Origin of the sequence: Methanofollis fontis (assembly GCF_004297185.1) — an archaeon.
In the GTDB taxonomy this organism is placed as follows: domain Archaea; phylum Halobacteriota; class Methanomicrobia; order Methanomicrobiales; family Methanofollaceae; genus Methanofollis; species Methanofollis fontis.
The window spans coordinates 62,538-76,294 of record NZ_PGCL01000004.1 but is presented as its reverse complement, the minus strand read 5'-3'; the positions used below and the strand labels follow the sequence as shown (position 1 = coordinate 76,294).

Sequence of the window (13,757 nt, the reverse complement as noted above, 5' to 3'; positions counted from 1 at the left end):
GGGGCCGGTTTATGTAGTGATGAATAAATTTACATGAAAGTATAAAGGGCTTCGGTTTTGGGTCATTGGTGCTAATCATTGGAATGTGGGATAATCCGGCGTGCCTGGGGAAGGTTAAAATAGGGAAAGTGGTAGCGGCCGGGAGGGGGCGCGAGCAGGGATGCGGGGTGGAGATAGGCACGGGGTCGACTTTTAAAGGTTCTGATCGGGTTTTGTGAGTGTCCTCCCTTCCCGGAGGATTTTCCGACATCCGGAAAAAAAGGTTAATGAGGGTGGGGGGCCCAGTAGAGGAGGATATGCGCACCGCCAAGTACATGGCCGCCGGGGTGCTCGCCCTCTGGGGGGGGATCGTGGCCTTCTTCATGCTGCTGAACCGCACGCTCGACCTGCAGGTCTATTTCGTGCTTGCCCTGATCGCCCTGCTGGTGGTGGCGGTGCTGATGGACACCCCCTTCGTGCAGGGGCGGCATATGCGGAGGATTAAGTACATCATCGCCGCCGGGGTGGCGGTCTTCGGATATATTGTGGTGATGAAGGTGATGGAGATCGTGGCGCGATGAGGCGGGCGACGGCTCTCCTGGGGGTGCTCGTTGTCGTCTGCGTGGCGCTGCTGGCGGTCCAGGCGGGCGACCCCGTGCTCTGGACAGCGGTGAACGCCAGCGCCACGCTCTCTGATGAGGACCTCTCCATCGCATCGAAGATGAGCGCCGATAAGGCGGAGTCGGTGCTCCCCCTGATGCAGGACCTGCTCTCGCAGTCCGGAACGGTGGTGCTCTCGGTGAAGGTGAAGGACTGGGAGAGCGCGCAACGGGATCTCGAGCGCTACGCCGAGATGACCTCCTCGATGAACAACCTGGTCGTCTCCCTGGACCTCTCGGAGACCGATATCGAGGATTTCAGGCGGAACTCCGAGGAGAACGTCGATGCCCTGCAGACGCTCGTGAACGGCACGCAGCGCTTTGCCGAGATCCAGGAGCTGCGGATCGAGTACCGGGACAGCGACGACCCCTCGAAGCTCTACTCGATCATCTATGAGGGCGAGGCCCTCAAGGACGAGCTGGCGCAGGCCTACACCTCCTATGCCGGGCGGGAGGCATCGATGGTGGCGGCCGGCCAGAAGTACGAGGCCGACACCGCGGAGTATGAGGAGTCGGTCGACGGCTACGAGGAGATCGTCGAGGAGATCGCCGACCTGCAGGAGGAGAGCAGCAGCGGGAGTGCGGCGCCCACCCTGCCGCCGCCCGGGATCACCATCTTCATCTCGCCGGATGCGGGGCGATTCGGCGATGAGATCATGATCCGCGGCACCCTGGCCACCCATGAGGGTGGGGCCGAGGTCGTGGCCTTCATCGATAGCCGCCGGTATGCGAACACCACCACCACCGACGATGGGCGCTACACCTTCACCTACCGGATCGGGCGGGTGCGGGCCGGGACACACCTGGCCTATGTGCAGAGCGGGCGCTCGGTCTCCGACCTCGCCCTGTTCACGGTGAACACGGCGCCCTCTGAGGTCACGCTCCGGGCCGTCCAGAACGCCACCGCCGGCACCGTGGAGTGCAGCGGACGCCTCACGGCCCTCGGGCAGGGGGTCGGCGGTGCCGAGGTCGCCCTCATCGCCGACGGCGCCCTCGTCGGGAGGGTACAGACCGGCGCCGATGGAAGGTATCAGGGAGATACTGTGCTCGAGCCCGGCGAACATACCCTGAAGGCGGTCTTTGCCGCCGAGGGCTTCCCCCTGGAGCCCTGCGAGAGCGAGGAGGTCCCCTTCACGATCCGCGAGCCCCTCTTCACCCTCCAGACCCTGCTGGCGACGGCCGCCGCCGTCTCGGTCGGCCTCCTGGGTGGGCTGGCCTACCTCCGCTGGGGGCGGAGGCGGAGGAGGGGAAGTGCCCAGGCAGCGGAAGAGGAAGAGGCGCCGGCACCGGTTGTGGAGGCCGTCGCCCCCGAGGAAGAGGAAGCGGTCCTGGAGGTAGAGCCCCCGGAGCCCGAGGGGCCGCTCACCCCCCTGGACGAGGCCGCCCACCTCTGGGAGCGCCTGGCCCTTGCCGCCGGAAGGCGCTACCTGATACCAAACCCCCGCGCAAAGACGCCGCGTGAGATTGCCGCCACCCTCAGAGGGACACCGGTGGAGGAGGAGGCGCGGGCGTTCGTCCGCCTCTATGAGGGTGTGCGCTATGCCGGCATCCCCTGCGGGGAGGATGAGGTCGGAGAGCTCCGGCAGCTGTATGAGGCGGTCGCCGGGGGATAACGATTGTCCCCCCCCCGGATGGCACTCCAGGCGAGGAGAAGATGCCCACCTGCAAAACCCCTATATAATGCCATATACCATTCTCCAATGGAGGGATAGATTGTCAGAGAATCGTCTCCGCTACACAGTACTCATGGAGCAGAACGAGGACGGGGGCTACACCGTAACGGTTCCATCGCTCCCCGGTTGCATCAGTGAGGGGTCCACTTGGGAAGACGCGCTGGCAAACATCGAGGAAGCGATCGCGGGCTACCTTGAGGTAGCCAGAAAACTGAGAATGCCCATTCCCGTTGAAGTTTCCGTATCTCTCAATACAATCAATGCAGTATGAAACTTCCAAGAATCACGGGGGAAAGAGCGATCAGGGCCCTGAAAAAAGCGGGCTTTGAGGAGGTTGGCGTGTGAGGCAGCCACCACTACCTCCATCATGCCGGGGGCGGTGCCATCGTCACGATTCCGGTACACTCCCGGAAGACCCTTGCTCCAAAGACACTTCAGACAATTCTATTTCAGGCCGGTCTCTCTGTCGACGAGTTTCGGACACTCCTGTAATTCCAGGATCTCCCGCACCACCCGGTCTCGGAGATGTCGTCACGCGGAGTAACCACAGTGCAGTCATTCTCCCGGATGACAGATGCCGTGATGGGGATGTGTCCAGGGAAAAAGGAGACTGGATCCCGGGCATTTGATGAAGAAGGTAATTTTCCGCTCAAGAATAGATGATATCCTCAGATATCGCCCTGAAGAGATGTTTTCTCCCCACGACCCCACCTTTCAGAACAAGGTCCACGAGCTCTCCAGTTCCTCTTTGAGGCCGACGATAGGTTCTGCCAGGTCGACGAGACGTTCGAGACCGCTTCCTCCGGCCTGTTCACCCCGTGCATACGAGCCGAAGACGCCAGATTTTTTCCTCAGCATCGATCGCCCTGAGCTGCTCGATCACCGGTTCAACCGTTCGAAGAGGGGATACGCTTCCGGCCATATCCGGGAGGGTATGGTCGCACCCTGAAACCGGACGGAGTGCGGCATCCCCTCCTGTGGCCGCAAATCTTTTCCACTCCATCTGTGTCTGTTTCCCGATTGCAGGTGTTCGGGTTCCATCTGGCTCCTGCCGGGCGGGTTTATACGCTATCCCTGGCCGGAGAGATAGATCAGCAGAACGCCGTTCACGTTTTCATCATTCTGGTGCAACAATGGTACCTTCCCTATCGCATGGGGGGTGGGTCCGGGAGGGGTGCTCCCCTCCCGGTGGAGGCGGATCCGGGTTCATGGTCGTTCTATCGGGAGGGTGAAATCTACCAGTTCGTCCCGACTAAGGGTCCCCGCCCTGTGAATCCTCTGCATCCGGGACTGGCATTTGCGTGTGCTCATCTCTCCATGGGGTCTAGCCTTCTTCATCGAAAATCGTATGGATGCACTGTTTGAGCAGCGGAAGGTCGTCTCGAACTGTCAGGAATACTGCTTCATAGTCCACACCAGAGGAGTGGTGAACGGTCCTGTCCCGCATGCCTGCGATCTCTTTCCACGGTATTTCCTTCGCAGTTGCGGTGAAATATTCTTTGCCGCCTCGCCGATTATTGTGAGCATACGCTCGATCCCGGCACGCTGGAGCGGATGACTGTTGAGTTCTGCTGCCGATGAAATGTCTCTCGAAAAGTCCTCAATGCTGGAATCAAGGATATGATGGAGGTACGCGGGATCTTCCGGCGTCATAGATCACCACTTCGTCACGGTGTATTGTATCGGCAAGGTAGGGGCTGACCGCCTTTTCTGTGACGAGATCGACGTTTCTATGGAGGGCAGCCTTGAGCTCGTCCTCTATCCGCACGATCTGGAGAAGACTTTTTGTGCGGCCGAACCTGACCAGGATATCGATGTCGCTCTCCGGGCCGGCCTCCCCCCGCGCATAGGAGCCGAAGACTGCGATCCGCTCGGCATCGTTCTGTGTCAGTACACGAATGATGGTTTCACAGATTTTCTCGGTCAGGGTATACATTCCTCTTGCTGTAGCCTGCCCCATCATCAGCCTTTCGGCAGAGGGGCGGTTTCGCCGTCACCCCTGTTCCCGGGGCGATTTTCTACAGGTCAACGCCCTCTAAGAGCGCCTCGATGATGAACGGGTTCTTCTCCTCCACAAGACGCTCGAACTCCGCCGGCGTATAGCAGAGGGGCTCGATCGGTAGATCGGTGAGGTCGAGCAGGGCGGCGATGCGTTTGTGGAAGCGTTCGGAAAAATCCCCGATCACGATCAGGTCGATATCGCTCCCTTCGTGAAGTGTCCCTGTCGCCGCCGAACCGAAGAGGATGATCCGTTCGATCCTGAACCGGGAGCGCACATCCGCCGCAAAGGCGAGGAGGGCCGCAATCAGGTCGGGAGAAGGGGTCGTGCCGCCTGTATGCATTCCTCTGCATCCTCCTCTTCGAAATATTCACAGGGTGCGAGACCTCCGGCGATGCTGTCCGGGTACGGGGTTGTGATGTATACACTGGTGTTTTGCATCACGCCGGAAAGAGAGGAGAGCGGGGTCGTCGATCTCCCTGAGCAACTCGAAGACCGAATGGGTGATGATCCGTCGCATCCCCCTCCCATAGAGCACCGCCTTCAACGCCTTTTCGGCGCTCTGCTGTGCTTGAAAGCAGGCCCATTCGAAATCTTCACTGAAATCCAGCGCTGTGCCTCCCCGAGGTTTTTATCCATGTATATACGGGTTGTATGACCCTTATGACCCTATAATAATTCTGCCGTCTACTGGCGCCGCCGAACAGAAAGGTTCATGCCCGCTCCCGTGGCGAAAAAGATGAGAATGAACCCACCAAAACGGGCCATCACCGTTCTTCTCCTCATGGCCCTCCTCATCGCCCCGGCCCCCGCCGAGAAGGTCGTCATCTCGGCCAATATCGGCCTTGCGATCACCAACCTCACGGTCTCGGCGATCGGCTGTGATGGCGCCACGGTCTGCTGGGAGACCGACCGCGAGGCGGTCGGATGGGTCGACTACGGCCCCCTCCCCGGCAACTATACGGCCCGTGCCTCCGGGGGCGAGGCGCCGGAATACCACCACTGCGTGGCCCTTCCACCTCTCACCCCGGGCTCGACCGTCTATCTCCGGGCGGTCTCAGAATGTGCGACCCTCCGGGCAGCATCGGACGAGGTGGCCTTCACGACGGCCCCTGAAAACACCGGCGACGATGATACTCTCCCCACGGTGCAGACGGCCCGGACTCCCGCGGTTCCGGCCCCCATTGAAATCGTCCAGACAACCGGGGAGAGGGTGCGTCCTGCACCACCTCCCCCCACAACAGTAGCGACGGAGGGGACGCATGGCACGCCCGGCAGCACGGTCCCCGTCCTGCCGGGCGTCCTCATCCTCCTGTTCGCCGTCGCCGCCCTGCGCTGGCGCTAACCCCACCGCCGGCGGAGGAGGGCGACCCCGATCCCGCCGACCAGCACCAGGCCGAAAATCGGGAGGACGGGGATGTCCTCGCCCCCGGCGACGACGACCACCGACCATGTGCCAGGGCGGTCCGATAGGGCGCTGAGGCTGACGCTCGCGGGATCAAACACCGTCTGGACCGGTGTCCACCTTCCCTCGACACTATCCCACCAGGCGAGGCAGAGTCGGTCGGCATCGCCGCCGGCCGAAACCAGGTCATCGGTGGAGGGGACGACCTCGATCGTCATGGGGAGGTTCAGCCGTCCGGGTATCCCGCCGATCAGGAAGGCCGTGGCCGCCGGTGCGACCCCCTCCGAAGCGGGGGGCACCTCCTGGCACGGCCCGAGGCTGAGGGTCGCCGGTGTGGAGACCGCGCCCGCCGGGATGTGGAGCGTGATCCGTCCATCTGGAGAGGTGATCACCGCCGGAGAGGCGGGGTCCAGATCGACAGAGACCTCAGAGAGGACCGGTGCCGTCTCTCTCTCCAGGCTGATCCTCTCGCTCCGTTCGTCCAGGAGGCGCCCTTCGCCGTCATAGATGCACGAACAGAGTGTATAGGTGCCCGGGGGCAAACTGACATCGACCGGCACCTGCAGGAGGACCGAACTGCCGGGGATGAGGGCATGGTGCGACGGATCGGTCCCGCCCGTCCAGATCACAGAACCGTTGGCGTCATGGATCTCGACGGTGTTCGAGAGCCCGTAGAAGTGGTGGTTGCCGGTATGGCTCACCCCGCTCACCACCGTGCACCCGCCGTCGTTGAGGAGGTCGAGGGAATCGATGTGTGCCGTTTCGGTGCAGGCGCTCCCGGCCACCGTGAGCATCACCGGTACCCGGACGGCGGTGACAAACGCCATCGACCCCTCTGCTGAGGGCAGTGGGCGAAATGAGATCAGGGCGTAGAGACCACCTGAGGCGGATGCGGGCGGCGCACATGTCACCTGCACCGTCGCCCGCTCTCCAGGGCGGAGGTGCAGGCTCGACGGCTCAACAGAGAGATAGGGGCTGGCTGAATGGGGGGAGGTGTCCTCTGCTGTGTAGGAGAGGTCGGGTCCGTTCGAAAAACCCATCACCTCGACGGCCACGTCCATCTCCCCTTCGCCGGGACTCGGTTCCACCACGATCTGATGGGGGGCCGCTTCGCCCGGTGAGATTTCCTCTGTCCACTTCACGCCCGAGACCTTGAGGGCGGCGGCGGGGTGGAGAACCGCGCTGAGGAGAATGAGGAGGACCAGGGCGACAATGCACTGATTGAGGTATCTCATGTGCAGAATTCACCTAGAGGGCCGTGATCACGAAGGTGACGATGATCCGGTATGTATGCCCGGCCGATGGAATGCGGTCGGAGGGGGCTAGTGCCTGTTTTATCCCGATATCATAGGAGTCGCCGCCGTCCTCCGAGGCACTGGCCTTTGATTCAATCGTCTGCTCATCGCCGCTCAGGCTGACATAGGCGTCCGTTCCAGAGGACTTGATCTGCAGGGCGTTTGTCAGATGGCTGTCAATATAGGCCGCTCCCGTGTAATCGGTCATATGTCCTGCCGAATCGGCGCCTTTCCCGCTGTCCAGGGCGTCATAGACCGTCACTTCATATCCGTCCGCATTGTTCGAGAGCACGGTCATGTCGATGCTGGTGGTATCTTCGTTCTCCCCGACCGTCAGGCTCCAGTCGGCGATCGATCCGCTGACCGTCAGGTCCACCGACGACCCGAAGGTGTCGGTTGTAATCTCGGCAGAGCCAGTGGAGGCTGCAGTAGACGCCTGGATGAGCAGAAACCCGGAAACAAGTGTCAGAAATATAAATTTGTTCATTATTGTTGCCCCTCGAATAATTCGACCAGATTATATTCGTAAAGAATATAAATCTCTCGATCCGGATAAAATCAAATATTTTATACGTTATGGTCGTTGGTCGCTCCAGATCTCTCTGTCAGGGCTATTTGTCGCTCCAATGATCATCGGGACCTGTCCTTGCGACATCGTGCACATGGCCCTGGATCTGTGGCTGTCCCGACAGGTCTGCGGTTTGGCGTTCAGGTAACGTGTTGAGCCCACAGGGTTGCCTGCCCCCCCGATGGATGAAAACCTCTAAACCTCCGGTTTCATACCGATCCGCATGTGCTGGTCACGGTCGAGGGCGGCGGTACAGGATACGGGGAGCGTGAGATGGCCCATGGCCCCTTTTCAATCGCCATCACGGCCGGGATGGTGCTGGCCGCCATCGCGTGTATGCCGGGCACCGTCGGTAAGGGGATCACACCCCCTCCAGCTCCCTGAACCGGAAGACCACCCGCCACTCCTGCTGCTCCCGCAGCATCACCTCGTTCGCCTCCTCGAGGAGGTCGCAGAGCTCGCCCATCCTCTCGGCCCGGCGGATCCGGAGGGTGATCGAGGAGAGGTGGCGGAGCATCGCCGCCGCCCGTTCGGCATTGTGGCGGTACTCCCGCTGGGTGCGGATCGCCGAGAGGGTGGCGGCCACCGCCGGCAGCACGATGGTGGCGGCGGCGAGCAGGGCCCCGCCGGCGTGTATGGCACCGCTTGCATGGGCGGCGGCGGTGATGAGGGTGGCGATGAAGAATCCTTCGCCGGCCAGGAGCAGGAGTTCGTAGCACCGGCGGTTGTGGCGTTCGGTGGCGGCGTAGAAGTCGACCTGCCGGTCGATCCAGGCCGAGAGCAGAAACTGCTTGAGGGGTTCGAGCGGGATGGCCAGGGAGCAGTAGTCCAGCGGGCGGACATCGAGCAGCCCCTCAAAGGCCCGGGACATCCAGTCGTCGGCATGGTGGGTGAGGGTGATCCCCGGGTGGGCGCCGGGCACCGAGCAGCGGATGCAGACAAAACAGAGGAAGATGGCGGAGCGGATCCGCTCGGCAAGAAAACGGTAGTCCAGCCACTTGCGGTGCCAGTCAAGGATGCGGGCGGCGCTGAGCAGCAGCAGCACGGCGGCGATGAAGGCGACCTCGATCCAGATGAGGAAGAGGGCCGCGGGGAAGAGGAGGGCCTGGAGGGTGACGATGGTGATCGCTGCCGCCGAAAGGGCGTAGACGGCTGTCCCGGCGCCGAGGTGGAGGAGGCCGTAGCGGTCGGCCAGGATGCGGGTGCGCACATAATGGGGGAGGAGGGAGCTGGCGAGCGGGTCCAGGAGGTCTGGCTCAAGCCCGGCAGAACGGAGGTGGGCCTGGAGCACGGCTTCACGCTCCCTTGAGACCCGCCGGATTCGCCTCCCGTCCACCCGTTCGGCGTTATAGGCGTCGGTGGAACGCAACATCTCAAGGATCCTGGGGGCGCCCGGGCCCTCGGCGACGGCGCCGCCGTCCAGCACCCGCAGCAGCGGCACCCCCGCCTGTCGTGCCGGCCCGAGCACCGATTCTGATGCGTCCGAAAAGGCGACGAGGAGGTCGAAATCGTCAAGACCCTCCGTCCCCGCCGTGCCGATCGTAACGGTATGGGGCGTATGGGCCAGGATGGCATCGATTCGCCCGATCGCCGGGGCAGGGTCGCCCGACCCGACCGTGCCAACGGTGATATCGATCGGCAGGGCGAGGGAGTCCATGGGGATCACGGCCTGCCAAGGGCGTCGCGGATCCCGCGGCGCACCGACCCGGAGGGCTCGCTCTCGAGCGCCGCCTCAAGGGCCGCCTCTGCCCCGCCGATCCGTCCGAGCGCCAGTGCCGCCGCCTTCCGTGCCGGCGGGTTCTGGTCGTGGAGCGTGCGTGAGAGGGCATCGATCGCCGCCGGATCGCCGATCTGCCCCAGGGCCTTCGCACTCATATAGCGGACATGATCCTTTTCGTCGGAAAGGGAACGGATCAGGGGGGAAACGGCCCTGGGATCGCCGATCTCACCGAGGGCCTCGGCCGCCCGGTAGCGGATTCGCCAGTCGGGGTCCCGCAGGGTGGGGATGAGAACGGTCAGCGCCTGAGTGCCGATCCGGGCGAGCGCCTGCGCCGCAGCGGAGCGCACCCCCATGTCTGGATCGCGCAGGGCCTCGAGGAGCGGCCCGGTCGCCGTTGCCGATCCCGTCCCGCCGAGGAGGAGCGAGGACATCCGCCTGACCCGGGCGTCATCGGCACCGCCGAGGGCCTGGCTGAGCGCCTCCTCTGCAACCGCTCTGTTCTCCTGGTTCATGCATCTTTCTCGCTCTCACGGCTAAAACTACTTGTGGCCGGAGGGCGGAGATCAGATCAGTATGGAAGAGGCCATCACCCCCGGCGATCCTGCCCTCTACATCAACCGGGAGCTCTCATGGATCGAGTTCAACAGGCGTGTCCTGGAGGAGGCCTTTGACGACACCCATCCCCTCCTTGAACGGGTGAAGTTCCTCTCGATCTTCTCCTCGAACCTGGACGAGTTCTTCATGATCCGGGTCGCCGGGCTGAGGCGGCAGATCATCTGCGGCGCCCTCGAGGCACCGCCGGACGGCATGTCGCCGCAGGAGCAGATGGAGGCGATCCGTGCCCGGGTGCTCCCCCTCATGGAGGAGCAGCGGCGGTGCTGGCATGAGGCGCTGCTGCCGGCGCTGCGGGAGGCCGGGATTCATATCCGCCGCTATGGCGACCTGGACGGGGATGAACGCGCCGCCCTCCGCCGCCTCTTCACCGAGGAGATCTTTCCGGTGCTCACCCCGATGGTCATCGACCCCTCGCATCCCTTCCCCGCCATCTCCAACCTCTCCCTGAACCTGGCCGTCGCCGTCCGAGACCCGGTGCGGGGGGTGCGGGCCCTGGCCCGCGTCAAGGTGCCCGCCGGGCTCGTGCCCCGCCTGGTGCGCATACCCGGCCGGCAGGGCCACACGGTCTTCATCGAGGAGGTGGTGGAGGCCAATCTGGACCTGCTGTTTGTGGGGATGGAGATCGAGGGGTGCCACACCTTCCGGGTCACCCGGGATGCCGATATCGAGATCGAGGAGGACGAGGCCTCTGACCTGCTCACGGCCATCGAGGAGGGGATGGAGGTCCGCCGGCGGGGCGCACCGGCCCGCCTCGCCGTCACCACGGCGATGCCCGAATGGATCAGGGAGCGGCTTGCCGCCTATCTCGGTCTCCCCCCCGTGCAGGTCTATACCCTCGACCCTCCCATCGGCATGGCCGACCTGATGGAGATCGCAGGGACCGACCGTCCTGACCTGCGGGATACGCCCTTCCTTCCGGCCGTCCCTGCCCTCTTCAACCGTGCCGGACCGGTCCTCCCCCGCCTGGAGGATACGGACCTCCTCCTCTACCACCCCTACGACAGCTTTGCGCCGGTGGTCGCCGTGATCAGGGAGGCCGCCCAGGACCCGGACGTCCTGGCCATCAAGCAGACCCTCTACCGGGCCGGATCGAACTCCCCGATCGTCGCCGCCCTGATGGAGGCGCGCCAGAACGGGAAACAGGTCACGGCGATAATAGAACTGAAGGCGCGTTTTGACGAGGAGAACAATATCGGCTGGGCCCGGGCGCTGGAGCGGGCGGGTGTCCATGTGGTCTACGGCATCATGGGGCTGAAGGTCCATGCAAAGGTCTGCCTGATCGTGCGGCGGGCCGGGGGGCGGATCGTCCGCCACGTCCATCTCGGCACCGGCAATTACAATGCCGGGACGGCGAAGATCTACACCGATATCGGCTACTGGACCACCGATCCGTCGATCGCCACCGATGTCTCCGATCTCTTCAATGTGCTCACCGGCCTCTCCAGAAAGGGGCGCTATGAAAAACTGCTCGTCGCCCCCCTTTCCATGCGGCAGGGAATCCTGGAGCGGATCGAAAAAGAGATCGAGCGCCGGCGGAGCGGCGGCGATGGCTGGTGCGCCTTCAAGATGAATGCACTCGTCGACCAGGAGATCATCGACGCCCTCTACCGGGCCTCGCAGGCCGGTGTCAGGATCGACCTGCAGGTGCGCGGCATCTGCTGCCTGCGCCCTGGTCTGCCCGGGATATCGGAGACGATCACCGTCACCTCGATCGTCGGGCGGTTCCTTGAGCATGTGCGGATCTATGCCTTCGGCAGCGGCGAGGTGCTCGTGGGGAGCGCCGACCTGATGCCGAGAAACCTGGACCGCCGGGTGGAGGTGCTCTTCCCGATCGACGACCCCGGGGTGCGGGAGGCGGTGCTCCGGCTCCTGCGGGTGCACCTGGCCGACGATGTGCGGGCGAGGCGTCTCCTCCCGGACGGCGCCTATGAACGTCCATTGAACGGAACATGCGATGCCCAGGCATGGATGGTCGGACACCGCGGCTGCTGGCGGGAGGACGGGGAGCAGTGACCGGCGAAGCGATCCCTCCCGGCGGGAGGGTGGTGGCGTTCGTCGACCTCGGCACCAACTCGGTCCGTCTGCTCATCGTCAGGCTTGACCCGAACGGTTCATATGCCGTTCTGACCCGGCAGAAGGAGACGATCCGTCTCGGCGAGGGCGAGTTCGAGACGGGACTCCTCCAGCCGGCCGCAATGGAACGGGCGGTCCTGGTCTGCAGCCGTTTCATGGAGGTCGCCCGGGGCTTTTCCGCCGATGAGGTGGTGGCCGTGGCGACCTCGGCAAGCCGCGAAGCACAGAACAGGGATGAATTCCTCGCCCTGCTCAGGGAACGGGCCGGGATCGCCATGCGGGTGATCTCCGGTGTCGAGGAGGCCCGTCTCATCCACCTGGGCGTGGCGTCGGGCGGCGGTGTCGGGGATGAAGAGGCGGTCTTCATCGATATCGGCGGCGGTTCGACCGAGGTCTCGGTCGGCACCCACCACTCCTCCCGCCACCGTGCAAGCCTCAGGCTCGGGGCGATCCGCCTCTCCGCCCTCTTTCCCCCTGACGGCGACGGGCGATACGGTCCAGACACCCATGCGGCGATGCGGGTGCATGTGCTCGAGGGGGTGCGCGGCGCCCTCGGTGGTTTCGGCGATATCGGCACCTTGTCCGCCTTCGGCAGCTCAGGGACGATCGAGAACCTGGCGGCGATTGCCGGGGACAAAAATGTGCTCACCTATAACGGCCTCTGCAGCACGATCCGCCGCCTGATCGGCATGACCCTTGCCGAACGGCGGGTCGTCGCCGGCATGAACCCGGAACGCGCCGACATCATCGTCGGCGGAGCGGTGATCCTGGAGGTGCTGATGGCCGAGATCGGTATACCGGAGATGCGGATCTCTGACCGGGGCGTCAGGGAGGGACTGCTCATCGATTATCTCAGCGGTATCGACGGCTTCCCGCAGGGCACACCGCTGCCCGTGCGCCGGCAGGGTGTGCTGCAGCTCGCCCGCCTCTGCCGGGCCGACGAGGGGCATTCGTGCGAGGTGGTGCGCCTCGCCCTCCGTCTCTTCGATACCGGGGGGGAGGTGGGCCTCCACTCGCTCGGCGAGACCGAGCGGGAGCTCCTCGAATATGCCGCCCTCCTCCATGATGCCGGCACCCTCATCTCGTTCCGCGGCCACCAGAACCATTCCTGCTATATCATCGAGAACGCATCCCTGCCGGGGCTGAGCAGGAGAGAGGTGCGGATCATCGCCCAGACGGCCCGATTCCACCGGAAAAAGCCCCCGACAAAGAAGGTGCTGGAGGCCGCCGGTGTCGCCGGCGGTGACGCCCGGACAGTCCGCATCCTCTCATCGATCCTCCGTATCGCCGAGAACCTCGACCGGAGTCATCGGGGATTCGTGCGGGACGCGGTCTTTGAAAAGAACGGGAATATGTTCAGGATCGTGGTCACGCCCGGGGGGGAATGCGACCTTGAGATCTGGGGACTCCGCGATGCCCTGCAGGACGTGGAAAAGGGGCTTGGAAAGCGGATCGATCTCGTAATTGCCGAAACCGACTGAGAATCTTTTTTGAATTCTTGCAAAAACATTCTGAAAATGCCTTGAATGGACAATTTCAACAAAAAGGAAGAACGCCCAGGACGGAATTCGAATCCGTGTCGATGCCGTGACAGGGCATCATGATAGGCCACTACACTACCTGGGCTCGTTGCAGATATCCCGCCTCCCGGATTCGAACCGGGGACATCGCGGTAGCCGCGCGGTCACCGTGACGGTAAACCAAACTACAGCCGCGCACTCTACCAGTCTGAGTTAAGGCGGGTATTGCGCTACATAGGTGGGTTAGACTT

Annotated in this window: 15 protein-coding genes, 2 tRNA genes and 2 pseudogenes; 8 read left to right on the top strand and 11 right to left on the bottom strand. The window is 63.5% G+C overall.

The window, feature by feature from the left end:
* The first annotated feature begins 296 nt into the window (after positions 1-296).
* From CUJ86_RS10090 to CUJ86_RS12195, 4 genes and pseudogenes are all read left to right on the top strand, one after another.
* Positions 297-560, top strand: coding sequence for a hypothetical protein (locus tag CUJ86_RS10090; RefSeq protein ID WP_130647457.1), 264 nt, complete (start codon positions 297-299; stop codon positions 558-560).
* Positions 557-2,251 carry a DUF4129 domain-containing protein gene (locus CUJ86_RS10085; RefSeq protein WP_130647456.1) on the top strand — a complete coding sequence of 565 codons (1,695 nt, stop codon included), beginning with the start codon at positions 557-559 and terminating at the stop codon, positions 2,249-2,251. Before CUJ86_RS10090 ends, CUJ86_RS10085 begins: the two co-directional genes overlap by 4 nt.
* A 100-nt stretch (positions 2,252-2,351) precedes the next feature.
* Entirely contained in the window at positions 2,352-2,582 is a 231-nt protein-coding gene (locus tag CUJ86_RS10080) for a type II toxin-antitoxin system HicB family antitoxin (protein WP_207231413.1), read from the top strand.
* A gap of 86 nt (positions 2,583-2,668) precedes the next feature.
* Positions 2,669-2,803 (top strand): annotated as a pseudogene (locus CUJ86_RS12195) (type II toxin-antitoxin system HicA family toxin); the annotation flags it as partial.
* 222 nt (positions 2,804-3,025) lie between these two features.
* On the opposite strand, the gene CUJ86_RS11885 reads toward CUJ86_RS12195, so the two are convergent.
* From CUJ86_RS11885 to CUJ86_RS12185, 5 genes and pseudogenes are all read right to left on the bottom strand, one after another.
* Positions 3,026-3,169 carry a hypothetical protein gene (locus CUJ86_RS11885; RefSeq protein WP_165394870.1) on the bottom strand — a complete coding sequence of 48 codons (144 nt, stop codon included), beginning with the start codon at positions 3,167-3,169 and terminating at the stop codon, positions 3,026-3,028.
* A gap of 466 nt (positions 3,170-3,635) precedes the next feature.
* Positions 3,636-3,964 (bottom strand): annotated as a pseudogene (locus CUJ86_RS12375) (HepT-like ribonuclease domain-containing protein).
* Positions 3,924-4,247 (bottom strand): type VII toxin-antitoxin system MntA family adenylyltransferase antitoxin, encoded by a 324-nt coding sequence (gene mntA, locus CUJ86_RS10065; protein WP_235855644.1) that lies wholly within the window; start codon positions 4,245-4,247, stop codon positions 3,924-3,926. The pseudogene CUJ86_RS12375 and the gene mntA overlap by 41 nt, the downstream one beginning before the upstream one ends.
* 82 nt (positions 4,248-4,329) lie before the next feature.
* On the bottom strand, positions 4,330-4,653 hold the full coding sequence (locus CUJ86_RS10060; RefSeq protein ID WP_130647454.1) for a nucleotidyltransferase domain-containing protein: 324 nt from the start codon (positions 4,651-4,653) through the stop codon (positions 4,330-4,332).
* A 27-nt stretch (positions 4,654-4,680) separates the two neighbouring features.
* Complete coding sequence (locus CUJ86_RS12185; RefSeq protein WP_235855643.1) at positions 4,681-4,857, bottom strand: hypothetical protein; 177 nt, start codon at positions 4,855-4,857, stop codon at positions 4,681-4,683.
* Between the two features lie 192 nt (positions 4,858-5,049).
* On the opposite strand from CUJ86_RS12185, the gene CUJ86_RS10050 reads away from it, so the two are divergent.
* The gene (locus CUJ86_RS10050; protein WP_130647453.1) at positions 5,050-5,655 is read left to right on the top strand and encodes a fibronectin type III domain-containing protein; all 606 of its coding nucleotides are present in this window, start codon (positions 5,050-5,052) and stop codon (positions 5,653-5,655) included.
* Here CUJ86_RS10050 and CUJ86_RS10045 read toward each other — a convergent pair.
* Together CUJ86_RS10045 and CUJ86_RS10040 are read right to left on the bottom strand one after the other, a co-directional pair.
* The gene (locus tag CUJ86_RS10045; RefSeq protein ID WP_130647452.1) at positions 5,652-6,950 is read right to left on the bottom strand and encodes a hypothetical protein; all 1,299 of its coding nucleotides are present in this window, start codon (positions 6,948-6,950) and stop codon (positions 5,652-5,654) included. The two genes, CUJ86_RS10050 and CUJ86_RS10045, sit on opposite strands and share 4 nt — an antisense overlap.
* 13 nt (positions 6,951-6,963) lie before the next feature.
* The gene (locus CUJ86_RS10040) at positions 6,964-7,497 is read right to left on the bottom strand and encodes a hypothetical protein (RefSeq protein ID WP_130647451.1); all 534 of its coding nucleotides are present in this window, start codon (positions 7,495-7,497) and stop codon (positions 6,964-6,966) included.
* A 306-nt stretch (positions 7,498-7,803) separates the two neighbouring features.
* On the opposite strand from CUJ86_RS10040, the gene CUJ86_RS11880 reads away from it, so the two are divergent.
* Positions 7,804-7,962 carry a hypothetical protein gene (locus CUJ86_RS11880; protein ID WP_165394869.1) on the top strand — a complete coding sequence of 53 codons (159 nt, stop codon included), beginning with the start codon at positions 7,804-7,806 and terminating at the stop codon, positions 7,960-7,962.
* On the opposite strand, the gene CUJ86_RS10035 is transcribed toward CUJ86_RS11880, so the two are convergent.
* A complete protein-coding gene (locus CUJ86_RS10035) occupies positions 7,940-9,235 on the bottom strand; it encodes a hypothetical protein (protein WP_130647450.1) in 1,296 nt (431 codons plus the stop codon). The genes CUJ86_RS11880 and CUJ86_RS10035 overlap by 23 nt on opposite strands.
* Positions 9,236-9,240: 5 nt before the next feature.
* Positions 9,241-9,810, bottom strand: a complete 570-nt coding sequence (locus CUJ86_RS10030; RefSeq protein WP_130647449.1) for a HEAT repeat domain-containing protein — start codon at positions 9,808-9,810, stop codon at positions 9,241-9,243.
* Between the two features lie 61 nt (positions 9,811-9,871).
* On the opposite strand from CUJ86_RS10030, the gene ppk1 reads away from it, so the two are divergent.
* Both ppk1 and CUJ86_RS10020 read left to right on the top strand, forming a co-directional pair.
* The gene (gene ppk1 / locus CUJ86_RS10025) at positions 9,872-11,926 is read left to right on the top strand and encodes a polyphosphate kinase 1 (protein ID WP_130647448.1); all 2,055 of its coding nucleotides are present in this window, start codon (positions 9,872-9,874) and stop codon (positions 11,924-11,926) included.
* Positions 11,878-13,467 carry a Ppx/GppA phosphatase family protein gene (locus CUJ86_RS10020; protein WP_165394868.1) on the top strand — a complete coding sequence of 530 codons (1,590 nt, stop codon included), beginning with the start codon at positions 11,878-11,880 and terminating at the stop codon, positions 13,465-13,467. Before ppk1 ends, CUJ86_RS10020 begins: the two co-directional genes overlap by 49 nt.
* Before the next feature lie 72 nt (positions 13,468-13,539).
* Here CUJ86_RS10020 and CUJ86_RS10015 read toward each other — a convergent pair.
* Positions 13,540-13,612, bottom strand: a tRNA-Asp gene (locus CUJ86_RS10015).
* Between the two features lie 12 nt (positions 13,613-13,624).
* Positions 13,625-13,729 (bottom strand) — tRNA-Tyr (locus tag CUJ86_RS10010).
* Positions 13,730-13,757 lie beyond the last annotated feature (28 nt).

Bases quoted from the DNA above. Each gene is read 5' to 3' on its own strand.
- CUJ86_RS10090 (WP_130647457.1), top strand. From the start codon at position 297: ATGCGCACCGCCAAGTACATGGCCGCCGGGGTGCTCGCCCTCTGGGGG.
- CUJ86_RS10085 (WP_130647456.1), top strand. From the start codon at position 557: ATGAGGCGGGCGACGGCTCTCCTGGGGGTGCTCGTTGTCGTCTGCGTG.
- CUJ86_RS11885 (WP_165394870.1), bottom strand. From the start codon at position 3,169: ATGCTGAGGAAAAAATCTGGCGTCTTCGGCTCGTATGCACGGGGTGAA.
- mntA (WP_235855644.1), bottom strand. From the start codon at position 4,247: ATGTATACCCTGACCGAGAAAATCTGTGAAACCATCATTCGTGTACTG.
- CUJ86_RS10060 (WP_130647454.1), bottom strand. From the start codon at position 4,653: ATGCATACAGGCGGCACGACCCCTTCTCCCGACCTGATTGCGGCCCTC.
- CUJ86_RS10050 (WP_130647453.1), top strand. From the start codon at position 5,050: ATGAGAATGAACCCACCAAAACGGGCCATCACCGTTCTTCTCCTCATG.
- CUJ86_RS10045 (WP_130647452.1), bottom strand. From the start codon at position 6,950: ATGAGATACCTCAATCAGTGCATTGTCGCCCTGGTCCTCCTCATTCTC.
- CUJ86_RS10040 (WP_130647451.1), bottom strand. From the start codon at position 7,497: ATGAACAAATTTATATTTCTGACACTTGTTTCCGGGTTTCTGCTCATC.
- CUJ86_RS10035 (WP_130647450.1), bottom strand. From the start codon at position 9,235: ATGGACTCCCTCGCCCTGCCGATCGATATCACCGTTGGCACGGTCGGG.
- CUJ86_RS10030 (WP_130647449.1), bottom strand. From the start codon at position 9,810: ATGAACCAGGAGAACAGAGCGGTTGCAGAGGAGGCGCTCAGCCAGGCC.
- ppk1 (WP_130647448.1), top strand. From the start codon at position 9,872: ATGGAAGAGGCCATCACCCCCGGCGATCCTGCCCTCTACATCAACCGG.
- CUJ86_RS10020 (WP_165394868.1), top strand. From the start codon at position 11,878: ATGGATGGTCGGACACCGCGGCTGCTGGCGGGAGGACGGGGAGCAGTG.